The 22,231-nt window shown below is 46.9% G+C and carries 12 protein-coding genes; all 12 read left to right on the forward strand.

The annotated features are described in order from the left end of the window. Positions 1–219: 219 nt before the first annotated feature. The 12 genes from OSC7112_RS33275 to OSC7112_RS40525 all read left to right on the forward strand — a co-directional run bounded on the left by OSC7112_RS33275 (position 220) and on the right by OSC7112_RS40525 (position 21,833). The gene (locus tag OSC7112_RS33275) at positions 220–486 is read left to right on the forward strand and encodes a hypothetical protein (protein WP_015179803.1); all 267 of its coding nucleotides are present in this window, start codon (positions 220–222) and stop codon (positions 484–486) included. Positions 487–1,016: 530 nt separating this feature from the next. Further along, positions 1,017–1,181, forward strand: a complete 165-nt coding sequence (locus tag OSC7112_RS40515; RefSeq protein WP_015179804.1) for a hypothetical protein — start codon at positions 1,017–1,019, stop codon at positions 1,179–1,181. Between the two features lie 513 nt (positions 1,182–1,694). Continuing rightward, positions 1,695–2,348: a Uma2 family endonuclease gene (locus OSC7112_RS33280; protein WP_041623968.1), complete on the forward strand. Its 654-nt coding sequence runs from the start codon at positions 1,695–1,697 to the stop codon at positions 2,346–2,348. A 217-nt stretch (positions 2,349–2,565) separates the two neighbouring features. Further along, on the forward strand, positions 2,566–2,799 hold the full coding sequence (locus OSC7112_RS33285) for a hypothetical protein (RefSeq protein ID WP_015179806.1): 234 nt from the start codon (positions 2,566–2,568) through the stop codon (positions 2,797–2,799). A gap of 3 nt (positions 2,800–2,802) precedes the next feature. Then, positions 2,803–3,324 carry a hypothetical protein gene (locus OSC7112_RS35000; protein WP_015179807.1) on the forward strand — a complete coding sequence of 174 codons (522 nt, stop codon included), beginning with the start codon at positions 2,803–2,805 and terminating at the stop codon, positions 3,322–3,324. A gap of 258 nt (positions 3,325–3,582) precedes the next feature. Further along, the gene (locus OSC7112_RS33300) at positions 3,583–6,966 is read left to right on the forward strand and encodes a DUF3854 domain-containing protein (protein ID WP_015179808.1); all 3,384 of its coding nucleotides are present in this window, start codon (positions 3,583–3,585) and stop codon (positions 6,964–6,966) included. A gap of 100 nt (positions 6,967–7,066) precedes the next feature. Next, positions 7,067–7,213, forward strand: a complete 147-nt coding sequence (locus tag OSC7112_RS40520; RefSeq protein WP_190274482.1) for a hypothetical protein — start codon at positions 7,067–7,069, stop codon at positions 7,211–7,213. Positions 7,214–7,874: 661 nt separating this feature from the next. After that, positions 7,875–8,189, forward strand: a complete 315-nt coding sequence (locus tag OSC7112_RS39065) for a hypothetical protein (RefSeq protein ID WP_190274483.1) — start codon at positions 7,875–7,877, stop codon at positions 8,187–8,189. A gap of 1,528 nt (positions 8,190–9,717) precedes the next feature. After that, entirely contained in the window at positions 9,718–10,227 is a 510-nt protein-coding gene (locus tag OSC7112_RS33310; protein WP_015179812.1) for a hypothetical protein, read from the forward strand. Further along, positions 10,224–10,910, forward strand: coding sequence for a nucleotidyl transferase AbiEii/AbiGii toxin family protein (locus OSC7112_RS33315; protein WP_015179813.1), 687 nt, complete (start codon positions 10,224–10,226; stop codon positions 10,908–10,910). The genes OSC7112_RS33310 and OSC7112_RS33315 overlap by 4 nt, the downstream gene beginning before the upstream one ends. 573 nt (positions 10,911–11,483) lie before the next feature. Next, positions 11,484–11,783, forward strand: a complete 300-nt coding sequence (locus tag OSC7112_RS33320) for a hypothetical protein (RefSeq protein ID WP_015179814.1) — start codon at positions 11,484–11,486, stop codon at positions 11,781–11,783. Positions 11,784–12,842: 1,059 nt separating this feature from the next. Continuing rightward, positions 12,843–21,833 (forward strand): DUF4114 domain-containing protein, encoded by an 8,991-nt coding sequence (locus OSC7112_RS40525; protein WP_015179815.1) that lies wholly within the window; start codon positions 12,843–12,845, stop codon positions 21,831–21,833. Positions 21,834–22,231 lie beyond the last annotated feature (398 nt).

Here is a 22,231-nt window from a genome sequence, read left to right on the forward strand (position 1 = left end):
GTATGCCCGCGAACGCTAACCTGTAAAAGTGTTGCAGGCACTAAGTTTAAGGCGCTTTTGAGTTAGTGCGCTGACATTCCCTTGCGAGAGTTTACGGATGACCGTTTTACGCTCTTGGCTAGCTCTGCGTGCGTCTATGAGTGTTAGTATAATCTATAAGTTGTGAAGTAGCAACTTCGTACTATTAATAAGTAGCAACCCAAACCGCGTCGGAGCCTTATGAAACAATGGAGAGAGAAGTTGCGAAGTTTAGTTTTAGCTACTGTGCCAGCAAAAAAAGAAGACCCAGGTTACGCCGCCCTTCGGGGTCACATACCAAAAAGCCTATATAAACGGTTTAAAATGTTTTGCCTTGAACGTGGTGTGGACAACAGCCAAGGTCTAGAAGACTTGATACATGAGTATTTTGAGTTGAAAGATCAGCAAGAACAGGAGGTTTATATCCCAAAAACGGCAGAGAGTAATACGTTCAACAGTAGTGGTTGAGGAATTGCCTGTCGAAGTTTCCCCCTTTTCAGCTACCAAAAGCAAGCAGGGTAAAGGAAGCAAGGGAGCTAGTTGATGTCTAATCGTTGTCTAGCAATAGAAAAACTTTGGCACTACCCTCAAAACCAACAAATAAGCTAAAAGCTTTAGCTGACAAAGGTTTTAGGTACGATCCGGCGTTTCAAACTTTTTGGATTCAAAGACCCTCAAACGCTTACTGGGAGAGACTGAAGGCATTTCAAAATTGGAGCTACGAAAACGGTTGGTTTAACAGGTTGCACTCTCTTGCCCTCCATAGGCTATAAGCCTTGCAGCCCGGATGTTTAACAGGTTGCACAACCATCGGTAAGTAGGGTGGAAGACCAATGAAATAGACAACTGTCTAGTTAATGTCAAGCATTGGAGTAAAACTCAGTGACCGAATCATCAGTTAGAGCTGTCCGCGCCCTTGTGCAGATAGGCTCCCTCGCAGTCGATGGGTTCATGTTGCCGAATGGCTCCTATCGAATGAGCCAAACACAGGCGGCCGAATGTGTTGGCTTGAAAGTTCAGAACGTCTCAGATTTTTGCGCTCTAAGGCATTCAAAGCTTTAGCGGGCGACGGTTATACTCCTCAGATTTCTGAGATAGAACCAGCGGGAGAACAACTTAGAGGACAAGCAAGGATTAACGCGCTACCGTTAGCAGGAGAGTAAAACTTAGTGACTCAATCAGCTATAGCCATAAACACCACCATCCAGTTAAGCGACACCTTGTCAATTGACGTGTACATGATGCCAGATGGATAAATTCAAGCTGAGATAGCCAGCGCGTTAGTGTTATTAGGCCACGCAAAACACTGGTTTAGCAGGTTACGTTCTGGGGCTTCACATAAGCTAAAAGCTCTACAAGACCTAGGTTTTACGGGTGACATTGTTGTCATCCCCAAAGAACCGGGGACTAGAGAGGCCTCGCAGGTTCAAACTATCAACCTCAAAGACCTCACTGCACTAATAATGGTTGAGGCGGTGCAAGGTAACAAACGAGCGATCGTACTTCAAGAGACATTTGCCCAAAAAGGACTGGACTCTCGGTTCAGGGATGCTTTTGAAGTACAACAGCAGACATCAGATGAAAAGCGAGGGTTCTTTGGTCTGACTTATCGGGAGTCCCTTGAGGCCCTTGCGGAAAACCGGACTGAACTAGAAGACTTGAGGCACAGGAGAATCATGATCCAAACCCAAACAATCCCCCAAACAATCCCAAAAACAGTCACATTTGATGAGTTCGCAGCCTGGTATCCAGAGAACTCTATTCGCCGCTACGAACTACACCACGGAGTTATTGTTGAAATGCCTTTAGGAACCGGCAACCATTCCAACGTTACAGGCTTTATCTGGGGCGAAATCAATTTTGAAATCAGGCGACTGCAATTGCCTTACTCCATCCCCGGTGACTGCCTGCTCAAGCCCATCCGCAACGAAGCTGGCTACCAGCCAGATACCATCGTCCTAAACCAAACTGCATTTGCTTCCGAGCCGCGCTGGGAAAAAGAATCAATCATCACGATGGGGTCTTCGGTACGACTGGCTGTAGAGGTCGTCAGCACGAACTGGCGGGACGATTACCATCTCAAATTCGCCGACTACGAAGAAATGGGCATCCCCGAATACTGGATCGTAGACTACCTCGGTTTGGGAGGCCGCAAGTTCATCGGCACTCCCAAACAACCCACTCTCTCAGTTTGCCAGTTGGTAGATGGGGAGTACCAGGTTAAACAGTTTAGAGGCTCAGACACAGTTGAGTCGCTGGCGTTCCCAGAGTTGAGGTTAACTGCCGAGTTGATTTTTCGAGCCGGTCTGCCTCCAACCGAGCCGAGCTAGAAGGACTGGGGGCGATGGCTTGTATCATCCAAAGGGATTGGGGAATTGACTCGCTGTGAAAAGCCTGACGGTTTTGCCAGCCCGGCCCCCAAAACTTTGTCGAGCAAAAAGTTATACGTCGGCGATTTTGACGCAAGTATGGGTTTTTGTGCTGACAACCTATCGCTCAAAAAACGGACGGCGTTTCAAAACACATCCATTTAAAGGAGTAACAAAAATGATTGGATGGCCGTTTAGCAAAAGCGAAGATGATGGCTCGGATGAGGAAAATAGGCATTGGGCTTCATCCGAAGAAGATTGCAAAGCAATGCAAAAGAAGTATGGATGGGAACTCAAAAGAGTCGAGCATCACGACGGCGATTCAGATTCTGGAGTCGATTGCGTTTTCAAAGGGAAGCAAACTAGCTTCTGGGATATGTGGGTAGACCACCAAGATTATAAGGAAGAATAGGCTATGACTTCACTCGAGCAGATGGTGCCAACAGAAGAACTCGAACTTTACGACCCGCTAGCAAGCAAGTCTACCCTTAGCCTCTACCTGGTCAAAGAAGGAGAAAAATGGGTTCCGATCGAGAGCAAAGAATTGGTGATCGGGAAACAGTTGACTCGACTGTTGCAGCTTTCTCACGATTCCCGCCCCCTGCTGAAGCGTAAGGTCAAGCTTGGAGAGCGACTCACTTACCACGTTAAAAAAGAGGGTAGCCCTTGGAAAGCTTACCTTGTCACTCCTTCGGACTGGGTAGTGGTCAGAGTATTTCGGTACGAAGCCGACCTATCAGAGGTTGAAGGGGAGATGCCAGAATTTCGGGACGTACAGATTGCTTACTGCGAGCGCCAGCCTTTGACACCAGAGGAAGCTGAAGCAATGACTTATGAGATTGTTAGCCAGGTTTCGGTGGATTCCTTTGGCGGCGATAAGGAAGCTTATCAACAATTTTTTGCCAGTCAACAGTCTAAGCAATACGTCCGCGTATAGAATTTGAAAAGGCTGTTGTCAACAAGCGACCGCCCGCATCGATTAGACCCGACAAAAAAAAGTCCGCGTCTTTAGAAGAGACGGCAGACAAACAAAAAAATAAAACTTTAGATTCATCATAGTCTATTTCTGCCATTACCGCAAAATTTGCACCTTTGCACATCAACGGTAGTTACAGCAGAGCCGTCTCTTCTACATTTAGCGGGTTTTTGCAATAAAAACCAGTTAGCACCGCTATGAGTAGCGAGAGAGGCATCTATGAACGTTGTTGCAAATCAATTTTTATCAACTACCACTTATCTTTGCCCCAAACACAAGAGCCACATTGAGAGCCGGGGGCTGTTGAATAATTGGAGTTACGCCAACTGCCGCACCGTATCTGCGGATGAGGCATCGGTATATTTGGGTTATACGGCGAAGTCTAGCGGCATCCTATTTGTGGGAAAAACCACACAATTTCAATTCAGACCGGACAAGCCTTGGAAATCAGAAAGCTGCAAGAAAGCGCCCAAATATCGCACACCCGTGGGTGAATACGACGCATTCTTGCCCCAGCATCCCACCGACAAAAACTACTGGGATACCGAAAATCTCAAACAGCACTGCTACCGCATCAACGACCATCCGTGCATTGTCCTCACTGAAGGCCCGTTCAAAGGAATCGCCGGGTGCGCTAACGACATCCCAACTATTGCACTGCTGGGCGTTTCAATGGGTCTAACCTCTAAAAAAGGAGACATTCAAGGCAAGCGCTACTTGGTCGAAACTTTAGAAAAGTACGCCCGTGCCGGCTTCGGGTTTATCTTTGCCTTCGATGCCGACGCCGCCACCAACCCAAACGTCACCTGGGAACAGAGGAAACTCGGTCTACAGTTGCTCAAGTTCGACGTTCCGGTCTACAGTGCAACTGGAGGTTGGGATGCGGGTACCGAAGGCGAAACCAAAGGCATGGACGATTTGATTCAACGAAAGAGCATTGAAGCTTTTAGAAAAGTGCTGGCCACGTCCGTTACTTTTAAGGACTGGGAATCAAAAACCTTTGGAGGCGACGGTGGCAGTGGTGGAACTAGAGACAGATACTTAGTCCCCAAGTCCACAACGTTTGAGGTACACTGCCTCAAGAATTTATTCGGAGATGATTGGATAGTTGTCAATGATGCTTTCTACCAATGGAACGGGCGCTATTGGCAGTTCCAAGATGAAGCGGACGTAAACAAACTCATCGGCGACTTTACCGAGAATTGCTACGAAACAGCAGAAGTCGGCAAAAAGTTTAAGTTCGGCACTAACAAATTCTTAGATTCGGCTTTTAAATATTGCCGGAAGGTGCTGCACCAGAAGGTTGACACTTCTCGCAACCACCTCAAATCGTTCTCCAACGGCACTGTAGATTTGAGAACTGGCGAACTGTTCCCACACGACAAGAAACATTACCTGCTTTCTTGTTCCCCCTGCGATTATGTGCCAGGGTCAGAATGTCCAGCCGAATTTAAGCAATTCATACTTTCTGCCTACGGTGTCGAACAGATAGAAGTCATCAGGGCCGTAACTTCGATGTACTTAGACCCAACCGCACCTTACGGGAAGTTTGCTTACTTGATTGGGGATAGCGGTAGCGGGAAAGGCGTGATGCTGCGGACTTGGGCAAACTTACTTGGCGAAGAAAACAGCGTCAGTTCCAATAGCTTGACCGAGCTGACAAAACCTGAAGGTCGGCATCAATTATTAACTGGTAAATCCTTGTTTTACATCCCCGATGCTGGCGGATTTCTGAGCGGGCTCAAAGCTTTTTACGAATTGGTGGACAATGGCGGCATTTCGGGACGCGCTCTATTTTCGGCATCGGCTTACCAAAAAAAATGGAACGTGCGATTTGCGATCGCCTCCGTCGAACACATCCAAACGGAGAACAGTGGCGATGGTTGGGACAGGCGCTGCATTCCGTTGCAAACCCGCGCCCGAACGGCAAGCATCGAAGATCCGGAGCTAGGCCGCAAACTATCGGCAGAGCTGGGTGAGATCGCTGGTTGGGCTCTATCAATGGACAAGACAGAACGCGACCGCATTTTGCTCGTACCGTCAACCAACCCGTCAATTGTCGCGCTCAAACAAGACGGCGCAATTCTAGGGGATAGCGTTCGCTCTTTTGTAGATCGCTGTTTGAGATCGGGTGGCGATAGTTACGTCGGTAGTGATCTGCACAGTTGGTACGCGGCATATTGCAAAGCCCACAATCTCTCGCCAAGCGGTTACAACAAATTCGTTCACCACTTGCAGCGAGTATTGTCAAATCATTGGAAAGCTTCCGAGGTTGTGCGAGAAGGCGACAAAATCAAGCGCATTCCCGCTCAGTGGCGGGGACTTCAGATTTTACCGTGCTTTGTTGATGTAGCAGTCGCGGAGGATGAAGGTGGCAGCAACCGCCCCCATATCCCGAACTGGGCTTGCATCAAAACTATTTGTGCTGATGGCGGATTGCAAGAATTAGCTCAAACCCGCACGGTTACGCACATTTCAGCGATTGCAGAAATTCCAGCACATTCTCAAATAGCTCAAACCGTTGTGGTTACAGACGTTACAAGCAATTCTGAAATTGTTACAACATCTAAAAACCCTACAACCCGCATGGTTACAGACGTTACAGCGTTACAGGAGAAAAGTAGCCAGTATGAAAAGACCTCATCATACGAGATCACAGATGATCTTAATAACACGGCTGAAGGTGAATCCTTAACTGATGTAACTCCTGTAACCACAACTGTTACACCCACTTTTGAGTCCTCAGCACAATCCTGTAACAGCTCAAAAACTTGTAACAACCCTCAGCTATCCGAGCCAGGGACGATCGCCCCGGAGGAATCCAAACCAACAGAGCCAACCGAACCAACAGAGCCGCCGAGCGTCCCGATGGTGAATTGGAATGTCGGCGAGCGAGTAAAAGTTTCGACCCAGTATCCTGGAGCTCAAGAATATATAGACGAGCGGGCCACCGTAGTTAAGGTGTGGAGCGATGGGCTATGCCGGATTGAGCTTGACCGCGAGATTTCAGTCATTGGAGGTAAACCTACCAAGCAATTCAACCTTAACGGGCGTTACTTAGTTTCAGAGTCCGCGACCGACTCAAATCTCAACGAAGAGGAACTAGAACTCGTTAACCTGATGCGGTTCGCGGTTACACAATCAGACCCCCTAGTTACCGATACCGTGAAAAAATGTCTCACGGAAACTTGCGACAAAGGTTTCGCTAACCGAAAAAAAGTTTGGTTCGCGTTGACGGTGAGTGAGCGAACTGTATTTAAAGCGCTACTAGCTAAGTTAGAAGCTCAGCCTCAGCCGAAACAGTTACCTCACACCCCCGCCCTTGGAGAGTCCGAGCCAAAAACTCTATCTGCCCCAATCGAACTCTCGAAGCGGGAGTGGGAACAGCCGACAACAGAACCAGTGACCCAAGGAGAGCCAATACTGACGCCGACGCCAGAACAGTCATTTGTGCCTCACGCCCCATTGGAATCAGAGCCAGAACCGGAGTTGCCAATCTTCACAGCAGATACTGAAGCGCATCAGCTTGATTTGCTGCCAGATTTCAAGCCGCTTTCAGACTCCGACAGGAGATTTTCGCCCGAATCTGAAGATTGGGCTTAATCCAAGAACACACTGTGAGCCTTGTCCAGTCTAGGCTTTCGTCTTTCTGTATCGATATTTGCTCTTAGTCAGCTTCACTCCAAGTAAGTGAGTTATTCCCATGAAAACATTTGTCGAATTCCAGCAGACTTATCTGTTCGCGACTCGCACCGTCGAGAGAAGCCGCCATCAATCGCATCATGAACAACCGCGAGCATCAAATATCGCAGGCGAAACTCGCAATCGCCACCGCAAACCGAAAACTTGAAAATTTAGAATCTTCGCGGATAGTGTTCCAAAGAAGAGCTGAGTAGGAACAGGAACCGCCCGATGTGGGGGAGTTGCGGGAGGAATTGACCGCCCGTCGCAGCGACTGGTGGCCGCCTATCAACTTCCTGAAATTACACCCTCTAAACGCGAGAAGCGGCTGCTGCGAGCGAGTCAAAGAATTCGTTGAAGGCGTGATTCTGAGTCTCAGTACCGAATCAATAATCAGGTGGAATCCACCTGGGGGGGGTGTTGACGGGGTAGCAAGCAGATTGAAAGCAAAGGTGCGTCAAGGTTTTGAGTTGAGTGACCAAGCGAAAAGATACGCTTGCTGTAATTCAATCCAGATGCAGCAACTTGACTATTAATTCAATTCAGATGCAGCAACTTGACTATTAATTCAATTTAGATGCAGCAACTTGACTATTAATTCAATTTAGATGCAGCAACTTGACTATTAAATCAATTCATTTTTTGTTAAAAACGCTAAAAAATCACTAATTGTTGTGCGCCCTAAAGTCAGGGATTTGCAGTATAAAGTCAGGGATTTGCAGTATAAAGTCAGGCGGAAAGCAGGTATTTGCAGGGGCTGCACTTTACCTGCATTTACCTGAAAATATCCTGCAAATGCCTGACTTTTTCGGTCAAATTACTGCTTTTTTGTGCAGAGACTGCCTTTGCTTGTTGAGGCTGGTTATGGCTGTTCTCTCTCGGTAGCAAGCAATGGTTTTGCGATCGCAAACCTGACTTTTACGCGCAGAAACAAAAACAATGCACCTCATGAATGCGGTAATCCTAAGTGCAAGGCGATCGCGCTCTTGCTGGCTATCGGACGAACGATTCCCTCGCCATCATCGACATCAGCAGGCTGCTTCGCTTGCAAACAGGAGGGCAAGGCGCGATCGCGTTGGGCGTCCTCCGTCGATACTCAACAGCATCAACTCGAATACGTCGTGCGATGCTTGGCTCCATCGTAAAGGCGGCTGTCCTGTACACCAACAGGCTCGCTCCTGGCTTCAATATCGACTCACGCTCGCGTCAAGCACAGTTCTATCAAAGTCCAAACAGTCAAGAGCCCAACTTTCGAGCCTTGGCTGTCGAAAGTGACCGATCGCTAACTTCAACTCCCAAGAATTCCTATGGCACTCTTGCAAAAACCATAAAAACCATAAATTGCTCATTTTTACCCCCCCTCTTACGTCTATTTGACATGGCTTGCTATGCGACTGGCGCACTAATGAGGAGGATTGAGGAGGATTCAAGAGGTGTCGGAGTACAGAAAATCACGCCAAAAACAACAATTATTTACAAAAAGTGATAAACATTTATACTTAAAATGAGGCTAAAAGTAGGAAATTGTAGGTGTAATGAGTAAAAAATGTGCTGTTTTTTCCTCTTTTTTCCTCCCAATTTTTAGCTAATTTTTTTGGATCAGTCATATCGATTTTCCTGCATTGGTTTGGTCAAGATACACTCGGATTGATAGGGTCAATGGGGAGCCAGTGATAGCGAATTGCAGGCTTATTCGGATTTCGAGTAACGGTAGCCGAGTCGCGAGTTGCAACTTTTAAGGTCAAGACAATTCTTTGAAAGCACAATGCAAAGGCTAGTCTAGTAATAGTAGGTATCGCCACAAACACCTAAAAACAGGGGGAATGGGGGTGTCAAAGGGCTTGAATTTTGCCCGATATTCAACTGTTCCGATAAATGCCATCGATGCTATGTTAGCCCAGTGTGCCAAAGGGCTTGAATTTTGCCCGATCTGAGACTGTGCTGATGGTTCAAATTGCTCCTACTGTTGTGACAACTTCGTAGCAGCACTGGCATCAATTGCTGCCGTCACACCTGGGTAGCGAGCGCGCTTGACAGAAATCAAGTACAACCGTACCAACGCCCCTGCAATTGTCACTGCCTTCAAAGTGCCTAGTTTAACAAGTTTCCCGACAGGATCTCTGACTACAAATTTTACTTGCTTGCCTTCGTAACGGTTAGAGCATTCTGGCAGCCCAAAAATTTACTGAGACATCTCGCTTTTTTGTACAAAAGTGCGGTAGCACGCTCATTCAATAAAGCCAAGCCAACTGAACTGCAACTCTTGCTATAAAACGGCTACCGCCATTGTTCCGATACATTGATATGCAATAGCTGAATTTGGGGCGTTTTAGCAACAAAAATCGCAGGAAAACTCAGAAAAACTAAATTTTATGCAAGATAGGAAGCTAGGAAAAAAAGTTAGGAACAGTCGTAGCAATAGCAATGTTGGGAGATATATTTATACCGATACCGATAAAGGAAAGTTCCGGCTAAGTTTTCTGAAACTTATAATGCGCTCGCTCCTACCTACAACGGCTTCAAGCAGCCGGGGCAAGCGCTGTATTCGCAACTCATGGCGATTGCCCTTCAACGAGCGCCTCGCAGTCAATTAAAGTCGCCATACCTAGATTATTCGCTATTCGCGAATGTAGAATAAAGGAAACAAGGAAACAATGCGCTTGCTCATCCGCTATGCTAAAACCCCAAGATATCCTTGCAATACTCAAAGTCCACAGTTGGGATTCAACGAACTGGACGTACAGTTCTCTCGCTCAAAGCTTGGGCATGAGCGCATCAGAAGTTCATGCTGCCCTTGAGCGTTCTGAAGCTGCCGGTCTGTATTATGGCTCCGAGCGGAAAATTTTGAAGCAAGCGGTGTTGGAATTCTTGGTTCACGGGTTGCGCTATGTATTCTACGCCCAGCCAGGCCCCCTCTCGCGGGGACTGCCAACTGCACATTCTGCTGAGCCGTTGAAAAGCAAGCTGGTTGCCTCACCGTCTGAGGTTTACGTCTGGCCTGACCCTCAAGGTGTCGTGAGAGGGCAGGCAATCGCGCCTCTGTACCGTTCAGTCCCCCAAGCTGCCAGTAACGATCCAAAACTTTATGCCTTGCTCAGCTTGATTGACGCTATTCGAGTTGGTCGGGTGCGGGAGCAACGTTTAGCCGCTAGCGAACTTGAAAAGAGGATCGTCGCTCTATGAATCAGCAGATATTCATGCTGGAAATAGTTGCCAGGGTACTCTCTCAAGTACGCACTACCATCGTCTTCACAGGAGGGGCAACAATATCGCTTTACCTCGATGAAGCTGCGGCCCCCGACATTCGACCCACCGATGATGTTGATTGCGTTGTCTCCATTGCATCCAGGGCTGAATACTACCAACTCTCAGAATTGCTGAAAACTATCGGGCTTCTAGAGAGTACAGAATCAGGCGCACCGCTGTGTCGCTGGCACTATGAGGAAATTTCAATTGATGTCATGCCGTGCGACTCCTCTGTATTAGGGTTTTCCAATCGCTGGTACAGGCCGGGCATTGCTAACTCTATTCGCTACCAACTTCCAAGTGGTAGGCAAATCCTAATTTTTTCAACGCCTTACCTTCTAGCTTCCAAAATAGAAGCTTTCATTGGTAGGGGTGGGGGTAACTTTTATTTTAGTTCCGATATTGAAGACATTGTGGCACTGCTTGACGGGCGTTCTAGTTTGTTCGAGGAAGTGCAACAAGCTGACTATGAAGTGAAAGCATTTTTATCAGGATGGTTTCGAGCCGAGCTGGAAAATCTGTGCGAAATCGCGCCTGCTTTCCTCTCGTCCGCTGCTAAAAATTCAGGTCGCACTCGCTTGCTCTTGCAAAGAATTGAAAGGCTGGCGATAGTAGTGTAGTAGTTGACTGCTAGCAATAGATGGCAGCTCCCACTCGATCGAGGTAAGCCTTACACTCGCGAACAGCTCGGCGGGCGAGCGCAAAAACCAGATAGTCCAGCCGCAACTTTATTGCTGGCATAGTGGGTACTACGCTACAAAATCGCTTCATAAATTTTAGCTGCCTGCCAATTTTCTCACACTTGCTCAACTTGATTTTTAATTCAATTCTGACACCACAACTTGACTATTAAGTCAATCCACTTGTTGTTAAAAACGCTAAAAAATTAGCTAATTGTTGCGGAGCGCTAAAGTCAGGCAAGTGCAGTATAAAGTCAGGCAAGTGCAGTATAAAGTCAGGCGGAAAGCAGGTATTTGCAGGAACTGCACTTTACCTGCATTTACCTGCAAATATCCTGCAAATGCCTGAAATTTTCGGTCAAATTACTGCTTTTTTGTGCTGTTCGTGTCGTGACCTGTTGGGACTGGTTATGGCTGTTCTCTCTCGGTAGCAAGCAATGTTTTTGCGATCGCAAACCCTGACTAATTCGTGTTGACAAAAAATAATGCACCTTTATGAATGGGGCATCCTAGATGTCAAGGCGCTTAATTTTTACCCGCTCTTCGGCTGTACCGATCGCTCACATTGCTCAGGCAGTTGTTGTGGCGACTTTTGTGGAGGCGATCGACGCCGACAACTGTCACAACAGCCGATGTGGTGGCGGTTGTCGGCGCGGCAGAATTTGCCCGGTTCAAACTGCATTACTGTATTGCTCTTCAACATCTGTTAACGCCCCATCAGTTGTTCGGGGAAGTACGCTGCTATCGCTCCCCAAAAATAGCGATAGCCAAATTTCCCAAATACCGCTCTCTGAGGAAAGTGTTTGTAGCTAGAGATCGTAGAGCGCCGTTCGGTATGCTGCATTCTTCCGACACCCGCTCTCCACGAACCGAGGATGCCTCTTCTTGAGCTATCGCTCCCGGGTAGAAAATTCGCTCTAGTTGAGAGTCAGGTTGCTGACACCGCCGCCACTGCTGGACTTGCCCGGAGTCGAGTCGGGTGTCCGAGCAGTGAATGACTTTCCAAGCGGTGCTGCCGAGCGAGAGGAAACGAGCTAGAGGAAGCTTGGAGTGGAAAAGTTAATTTAAGTATTTTCCGGCCTGATTTAAGTATTTTCGCGCAGGAAAACAGTTACTTTTATAAAGACTTAACATAAGTCAAACAACTCTCAGTAAATATACAGAATTATTTTCTGACTCGCAGCAGCAAAAACTATAAAGTTCAGTATTGTAACTAATATATTTATAATCGAGTCTAGCCGATAATAAGGACGAGCAACAAGTCGAGCGCAGTCGTAGGAATAAGCGTAAGTAAAGATTCCTCGAACTTGCTCAACGCCAAATCAATCAATTAAAAATCAAGGGTGCAGCCATGACTTTAACAAAGCCGTTCCGATTGCCTTTTCCCCAAAAAAGTAGCAAAAATACAAGTTTTGCAACCCCTACCTTGACTGTCAACCCTACAACAGGCAGTTTGAGAACTCGAACATCAAGCAAACAATCAATAATAATAGTCCTGGACGCATAGACTCTACTTGTATGATGCGCCGCTCCCCGCCTTACCACTACAAATAGTGTCAAAATTGACCCGTTGAATCGAGTCCTGAATAAATTGAGTTTAGGACTCAATAAATTGAGTCTAGGACTGAATAAATTGAGCCTAAGACTGAATAAATTGAGTCTAGGACTCAATAAATAGCGAAAGCGAGTAACAATAGCGAAGGCGGGCTACAGTCGTTTAAGGAGTACGGATTCGCCTTATAACTCCATTCAAACAGGCGACTCGACCAAAGCGGGTAACATAATTGCAACTCGCATCTCCTCAAAAAGATAAGTGACGCATCCAAGCTTACCAAAACTATTATTTAACCCTCAAATCAGGAGTGCAAGCGAGTGCCTTTAACAGACCCGATTGGAGAACCTTTAATAGAAGTGGAATCCTTAATTCCCGGACTTGCCCCAACTTTCGCCCCACAACTGCCGGGAATTCCGACTCACAAAACCTTATTATATCAAACTCCCGGCTCTTCTGAAAACTCCGAACAACCTAACTTAATAGAAACCGCAAAGCCGCCACAATCCGAATTCAGTCGAGCCGAAACCGATGCTTTTATTACTAACAAAGCCTCCGATATTCACAGCATATCTTCTGCTACCATCAGCGAGCTCAGAACTAACAGCAACCCCAGAGATGCAGCAAATTCTGAAATTGACCCCCTAATTGGCAAATTCGACTCAGACTCAGGAGATTCCCTGACCAACCCGAATCCAATAACCTCACCCGTTATAACTACATCCACAACGAGCGAAAAAGCTTCTCCCAAAACACAATTACCCGCAACCCCTGAAACAAGTTCAAAACCCGAAGATATAAAAACACCCTTATCGTCAGAGGCTACACTCAAAAGCGAATCAGAACCCAACAAAACATCACCTGCAACTGCATCAAACATAATACCAGATCGCAGTACAACTTCATCAGAAAAATCCGAAACTATTGCAGTAACAAATTTAACCGAAACTATTGCGGCTAGCCCAAACATACCCTCAACCGATAAAACCTCTACAGACAAACAGTCCCCAGTTGCCAAAGCTGACGACAAGATAGACTCAGACAAGCAATCTCAAAACTCCACAATTGTGGAGAAAACCAACTCAGGCGAACCATCTCGTACTGCCGAAGTTTCCGACAAAATAGACTCCGATAAAACAGCTCCAATTCCTTCAACTTCAGAAACAAAAAACTCAGACAAACAGCTTCCACTTGCCGAAGCTAGCACCCTGATAGACTCAGACAAAAAATCCCCAACAGTCGATGCAATACCGACCGAAAAACCCAGTTCAAATTCTCAAGAACCGCTGACAACACAGCCCCCAACAGCCCCATTAATTCCACCCGCATCTAACCCTGTTTTACCTGACACTAATATCAACCCAGAAGTCAACTCAACCGATTCCACAAACCCAGTACAAACTGCCAGTCAAGCTTTAACTGACAAACAGAATGATTCAGAAAAAGTTGACCCATTAAAAACCGAACCTGCTGCAATACCAAAAACAGCAGCCAGTGAAAATGTAGCGGTGACGACAGCGACAGCAGTTCAAACCCCAGAAAAATCTCCGAACAATACTGACTCAGTTTCGGAACTTAAACAGCCAGTTCAAACAGAATCTATTGTCAATCAATCAGCAGATGCTGAATCAATAAAAACCGACCAAACTGCAACTGCAAGCATTTCTCAACCCCCCGCAGAAACAGAGTCAGTTATCGCTCCACTTGCGTCACAATCTCCTGCCAAAACAGACTCGCTTGTCTCTAATGTTGGCGAACAATCACCAAAAGAAACCCACTCCAATGTTTCTACCGCATCCGAAGAATTACCAACAAAAAACAAGTCGATTATTACCGCAGAAATCAATTCTGGTACGGTGGTTCTGGACATCCCTGTCGCTCAAATAACAGGAGAACTTGAAACCGAACAACTGCCCACAAAAAACGAGTCAATTATTGCCGTACCCGAAGCGGATGATACGGTTGAACATAATATCCCTGTCGCTGAAATAACAGCAGAATTAGAAACCGAACAATTCCCAACAAAAACAGATTCGCTAGCTCCCGCAGAATTCACTGCTGGTACAATAAAACTGGATATTACTGTTGCCTTCATAGCAAAACTTGAAACCGATCAAACCCCAGCTATTACTGTTAATTCTCTCGAATCAGACTCGCTAATTTCCAACTCGAATCAACACATACAAACCGATAATTCAATACCAGCACTATTCTCAAATCCATCAGAAACAACAGCAGGTACGGCACTGATAGCCGAAGTCGAAACAACCGTTGCACCCTCAACTCTTAAATCCCCACCCGAACCAACTTCAAACAATTATAATAGCAATTCAAATCCAATAGAAACTGTCGCTGTTCTACCTGCAGATTCTGATGCCAAAATTGCGCCCCAAAGAGCAGATATAACAAGCGGTTTGCTGCCGTTAGAGGCAGAAAAATCTGCTCAACTTTCAGATAATATTGCAGACACTCAACCCAATTCCACACAGAGTACCGGCAACTTCCAAACCAATACCAATCCCCAGATAAATCTATCCATAACATCAGCAGCCAACTCACCAATCCCCGGGACTTTTCTTGTAGATAACCAAGGAAAAGTCAGATTCGACTATGTATTTGACGGCGGCGGCTACGAAGGCGAACTCGGTATTTTCAGCCTGGCAGGAATGTCCGCATTTATACCCGGAACTCCAGAATTCATTGCCGAAGCATCCCGTAGAGTTTTAAGCAATTCCACCGACGGCCACATTGTAATTAGCGACAGCATAGAAGGGGCAAAATTCACCGGTGCGATGCCCTTCGACGGGGATTGGGGCAGCGGCGAATATCAGGGTATAAAAACCTTCAACATGACACCTGGAGATACCTTTGCCGTGATGTTAGTCCCCAACGCTACAATACAATCATCCCTCCAATCCTCGTATTCGGGAAATTGGTTCCCCTCACACCGTCCCTTATTCAGTATCGCCACAGCCAATCCCAACGATACCGCTCATCTGCTACAAATAGCCGACGTTACGGGCACCGGCAACACCTTCGCCCTGGAAGATATGTCGCCTCCTAACTCGGACAGAGATTACAATGACCTAATCTTTAAAATTAGTGGCGCAACCGGAAACGCACCGCTGCTAGATACAGTCATCAATCCTGACAGAGAATGGCGCAATACGACTCTAGGACAGCAATTGCTCGCCGAAGCCAATCCCCCGAATTCTGACAACAATCCGCCCGTTGTTTCACCAACAAGCACTCGGACTTATACAGAATTAGAGACAACTATTTCATTAGACAATCTTGCCACAGATGCAGAGGGCGACCCTCTCACAATTAGCGTCCAGGGTCCAGTAAACGGCACAGTAATTTTCAATCCCTTAACTAACAAAGCATCCTTTAAACCAGCAACTGGTTTCTCTGGAATTGCCAGCTTTGATTTCCTTGCCAGCGACGCTTTTGGGAGTTCAACTCCCGCGCGAGTCACAGTCAATGTCAGCGACGTTCCCCTGCTGAATCTAGATTTTGTGAAGCGAAATCCGAGCCTCAATGCAGGAGAAAATACGGAATTGATTGTGCTCGGAGACTTTGCCGACCAAAAAGGTGTAGTGCTGCCAGATTCTTATCTAACTTACACTTCAATAAATCCAGAAGTAGCACCAATAGACGCAGCCGGGAAAGTGACAGGTTTAACCAACGGTACTTCAATTTTGAGCGCAAGTCGCAACAACCTGCAAGCTGTCACCCCAATTCGGATTGGGACGATGCCAGCACCCACAACAGACGCTCAATTGCATCAGATACTAGCCGAACTATACGGACTAGACCCATACCCAGATGCCGTCTCCCTATCTGTTGGTGCAACAAGGAAACTGTCCCTCGGCTTAAACTCCAACTTCACCGAAGCCAACCTAACCGCAGCCAGCACAGGTACGCGCTACTTTAGCAACAACAGCAACATCCTCAACGTCAGTCCCGACGGCACCATTACAGCAGTCGGCATTGGCGATGGCACCGTCACAGCCATTCACGGAACCGCATCCGCCATCATTCCAGTTCGAGTCGAAGCACCGCAAATCGGCACAACTGCCTTGGGAACCGACGGTGGCATCATCAACTCAAACGACGGAACCCTAGCAGTAATGATACCTCCGGGTGCTCTAGAACAGAATACAACCGTCAGCATTGCCCCAGTCAACCAACAAAACTTGTCCCTACCGCTACCACCGGGATTTGAATTTGCAGGGGCCTTCAACTTAAACTTTAGCGATAACTCCCTGAATATACCCGCCCAGTTAGCAGTACCAGCACCCGAAGGATTAGCACCAGGAACTCAAGCATACTTCCTCCGAAAAGGAGCAATTCCTGACGCGACCGGCACTTGGAATCCGATTTGGCTGCAAGAAGAATCAGGCATAGTCGGGGATGACGGCAACATTCGCACCCAGTCTCCTCCCTATCCAGGTGTGGTCAGACCGGGCGAATACGCAGTAGTTTACGCCAGTCCGACAGGCAGCGCCACCTTAGTCAAAGGTCAGCTTACCCTCAACTACAACTTCCCCCTAGCATTTTTTGGCATCATTGACCCCCAGGGAAATCTCGGTCAGTTAATCAACCCGGACAAATTCGTTACCACTCCAGCCTTTACCGTAACTCGCGACATATCTTCAGTGCAGGTCGTAGCAATCCCCAAGGTGGGACTGCCCGTGGTAACAGAGGTGGGCGTGCAGCGAAACGACGACGGCACCGCCACTTTCAAGGCAGCTTTGAATATGCCAGCCCCAACTACCTCTGACCCCACAACACCTCCTGTCCTCCAAAAAGCTGAATTGAAATTCAAGGATGATTCCGGTCAACCATTTGAGAACAATGAGCCCCTCTTATTTCTGACAGGGGGCAACATTCTGGTCAACAACGCCAGCGACTCCAAAGGCAGTAAGTTTGAAGATTTGACAGTTAAGTTCTCTTTTGGTAACTCTATGTATGAGGGGACTGTAGTACCGACACGCAGCCGCTCTCTTGGAGGCAATCAGTATGAAGTAGCAGTTAAAGTGCCTGATACATTACCCCTGGGCGCTTCAGGCGTCGTGCTGGAGAGGAAGCAGAACCAGATCGTCGAGCAAAAAGGCGTTACACCAGTATACAAAGAAATCCAGTACAACAGCAATCCAATTCGGCTGCCACAGGGGGCAGAGTACGTCTTTGCAGCCTTGGGCGGTTCTGACCGAGTAGCGGTTCTCAACGGTAAAAACCCCGAATCAGTGGTTGATACTACAAACAGCAAGGACTTGCTGTTGGCTCAAATTCCTGTGGGGACTAGCGGTGTCACAGATTGGGCAGAATCAACAGCCGTGACTAGCGACGGAAATCGCGTTTACGCAACCTTGAGGAATTCAGGTCAAGTGGCATTGGTCGATCCAATGGTACTGCGACAGGTAGATACTCAGCTAAATACCCCAGGCGTCAATCCCATGGTCCTGCCGGCGGGCGCTAGACCCAAGTCAATAGTCATCAGTCCTAGAGACGATTATGCTTACATTGGCGACTTGAATCAAGCGAAAATTTACGTCCTTGACATCAACCCTAACTCGGCAACTTATCACAAAGTAGTTGAGACTATTAACGTCACTTCACCATTAGGATTGAGTCAGTTGGCAATTAGTAGTGATGGGCGGCGGCTGTTCGGCACGGGTTCTGATAATAATGAGCAAGTGCCTAATCGTCGGATTTATGCAATCAATATTGACTCTAAGGACCGACCGAAGGATGAAGATTCTAATCCTCGTAAGTGGCATCAACAAATTGGAGTTATTCCTACTATTTCGGAGACCGAGGGAATAGCAGCTACGAATGAGCCGACGAAAATGGTGTTCACGAACGGATTGAATCTGATTAATACTGACCAGAATGACGGGCCTGGTTTTGGGGTGTTGGAAATTACTTCGGACGACCCTCTTAACTTTACTGCTTCTGTGAGTTATGCCCCTTTAAGTTTGGGTTTTCCTACTGATTATTTTGATGTGAATGAGGGGGTATCTGTCACTGTAACGCGGGATGGGCGGTATGGGTTTGTGGCTGGTCGCAATTCTGGAAGTCTTGGCCCTAATGCAGATGTGCGTTCTGGGGGAAATATTGGGATTATTAAAGACCCCTTGGGCCCGAATCCTCAATTAATCGGTGCTACCAGACCGATTCCAGAGGCTCTTACTAACGATTTAGTGCTTTCTAATGACAACAAATACCTTTATGGCTCTTATCCTTCTCTGACTGGTAGCGGGAGCGTTTATGCTTTCGATGTTGAGGAAATGATTAAAACTCTGGACAATCCCGGTCAATTCAAAATTGATAGTCTTGACAGGGGTGTTAAGTCTCCTTTCTTCAATGCTACTACGGCGAGGTCTGTGACTGCGGTTGATTTCACAAGGGTTCCTATTGATGATATAAATCCGGCTATTAGTATTGCTGCTGACTATGGGATTCTTCAGGAGAATCGACCTGCTAATCAGTTTACTTATGGGGTGCCGTTGGGTACAACACGCGCACCAGTCGGTACTGGAGGCAATTTACGGGATTTGAGTTCTGCACCGACTGACTGGCTGGATTTGAAGGGGCCTGGTGCAACGACAAGTGACCTGACTCCGACTTTTCAATGGCAGTTTGCTCCGGGTTGGGAGGATGTGAAAGAAGTTAATCTTTTTGTCAGTACCTTCGATAAAGGGGAGGGTTTATTGCCCTGGGATAAGGTTGTCGATTTATCAGATTCGGCACTCCTTCCCGGATTCTCGGAAACACAAAAGCGTCAACTTCTTTCTAAGCCTTGGAACGGTTATGACGATTTCAATCCAAACCGGATTCTGACTGCGACTTGGAAGAAAGATACTGGCAAGTGGTACGGCCATGACGGGATTACGCCTCTTGACCAACCTTTAAATGACCCCGCAAATACTAGCACTAACTTCACGCTACCGAGGAGTCTTACTGCGGGGCAGAACTACAATTTTGCTGTTGAAGCTGTGAGTAATAGCGGCGCTGTGACCAAAGATTTGGGGCAGTTTCAAACCATACCTCCTGTTAGCAACAGTCCTTTCAGCAGCGTGAGTGTGTTGACTCATGGTTTTACACTTTTGCCTAACCAGTCTGGGATTCCTGATTCCTTTTTCCAAATGGCCAACAAAATTGCCACTGTTAGCGGCAATACACCGGAAAACAGCGGGTTAATTATGCGCTACGACAAGCCTACAGGCAACTGGATTCCTATAGATTTACAGGGACGGGTGATAACTGATTTGACCGAGGGGCTTAAGACCAGCGAAACAGCTTATTTATCAACTTTGGCAAATAACTTAAAAGCCGGGGTATTTATAGATGGAAAGGAGATTAAATACCTCAACAATAACAAACCGTTAGTGTTGCTGACAGAATGGTCGTTGGACAGAGAATCTGTCATTCCTGACGTTGGCTTTTCTGAGGGCGCGGCTGATGCTTTGTTTGCTTCTATGGTGCAGTTGGATTTGGCATTAGGGGGTAAGGTTGGAGAGTATGAAAACAATCAACTCCAGCGGTTGTACGACAGCCAAGGGAAGCTGATTCGCCAGCAGGGGGATTTGTTCAATTCGCCCATGCACTTCATGGGCTTCAGTCGGGGTACTGTTGTCAATAGCGAAATCGTACAGCGTTTAGGGACTTTCTTCCCCCAAGCGGGCGGCAAATCTATGGCTGACCGAGACCTCCAAATGACAACAATCGACCCGCACGATTTTTATCAACCTAGTTTGAATTTACAATTACCGAACTTTATCAGCACAAATTTCAGCGATTTCTACGAACCCAAAGTTCAGGTTTGGAATAATGTGACATGGGCTGATAATTATTATCAGACTGTGGCTGACCCGAATGGTGGTACTGCTACTCCTAACGGTCGTTCTTTGAGTCAACTTCCACAAGAGGAGTTGAATAAGAATCCGAAACCTGCTGGACTGAATTTTCCTAAAGCTACTAATGGCGATACTTTAGGGAAAGCAGACCGAGAGATTTTACTCGGTACTCGTGAGGGGGAACCAGGTCGGATAAATAGTCGGATTGGGTTTACTAAGGATGATGGTATTGGGGGGACACACAAGCGAGCATTTGGATGGTATGCTGGGACGGTTGATTTAGACCTGGAGGAAGTTTTACTTCAGTATCCTCATGTGGAGGCCTCTGAGAATCCTCAAGCAGTTAACGATATGTTGGGTAAAATGGGTTTACCCGAAATGTTCGATCCGAATTTCCCGGCAGCTAAACCTTGGTATGATAATGGCAATGGTGAAGGGGTTGGTGAGGGTTGGTTTTATTCTGTTTTGGGTGGAGGTAAAGAGCAACGGACGTTTAGTTCTGTTGGGCGCGTGCCGGTGAGTTTTGATAATACTCTTTCTGCTGGTATGCGGGGGGATTATGCGGTTCCTACTCTGTTTAATGGGAATTTTGACCAGTTTATTCCTAATAAGAGTGATGCTGAAAATTTGGGTCGGAATACTATCTCTCAGGAAATTCCTGGGTGGTCTTTCCACAATAGTGCCACATCAAAGTTGGCAGACCCCACGAAGCATTTAGTAGATTGGAAAGCCATCGCTTCGTTGAATATTCCCTACACTTATCCCAATGGAAAGCAAGTACCAGGAACCTCGTTTTTGGAGCGCATGGGCATCAATAGCGATCCTGATTTCTCTAACTATGCTCTGGAATTAAAGGGTGGTGACAGCATTACCCACAACCGCTTTGTTGTACCCGATTGGGGTGCATTGCGGTTCAACATTCATGTTCCCAAAGAAGCAGCAGACCGAGGTAATAGGCTGAAAGTTACTCTCACCGATACGGCTTCGGGTGAAGAAATAACTGAAAGTATTCTTCTGAATGAAGCTAATTTCACAACAGGAACATCAGACTCTTTTTACAACAATGACCTTGCAAAGGATGCTGCCCGAAAACTAGGTTATGCGACTAGAGGGTTTGAGACTTTTAATGTATTTGACACTTTCTATGAAGGGTCAAGCCAACAAAAAGAATTAGATAAGTTCCGAGGTAAAACAGCAATGCTCAAGTTTGAATTGGAAGGTAGCGAAGCGGTTTACTTGGATGATGTCTTCTTCAAGAGTAGTTCTCTCAGGTTTGGGGAACCGACACCAAAGGATGGCAGCAGTCCAGCAAGGTATAGCGGTGCTGCTTATGATGGGAATCTCTATAAAGACAATTTGCTGATTGAAAAACCGCAGTATAGTGCGATTCGTTCAGTCGAAACCGAGAAATTGGGGGATGACTGGCTTCTACAGGGTAATCCATGAGGATTGAGTTCGCACTTTAATCCCTTGTAGATGACAACTTCATAACCTTGCAGGTGAGCGTTAGTATCCTAGAAAACGATAAGTCCTGCCCCTCAGACGTAGAGGTGAAAGCATATCTCCCACTGTAGAGACTAGCCATCAATCGGTGAAGCGGAGATAAAAGCGGAAAGAGCCACTAGCCTAAAAGTGGTATCCCGTGAGCAAGTTCCTACGGATAGCAAATGCGAAGTCACTGCCTGAATCACCGTTACGGCGAACCAGCGAAATAAGGCTTTATGCGCTGGTAGTCCCAAAAGGGCATTAGTACAGGGTGGTATGAGAATTTTGCCCGACATACCTACGTTACCCAAAAACTCGGTGAAGAGGTGACATCCTAACGGAACAGACCAATGGTTATG

The sequence above is a fragment of the Oscillatoria nigro-viridis PCC 7112 genome (assembly GCF_000317475.1).
In the GTDB taxonomy this organism is placed as follows: domain Bacteria; phylum Cyanobacteriota; class Cyanobacteriia; order Cyanobacteriales; family Microcoleaceae; genus Microcoleus; species Microcoleus nigroviridis.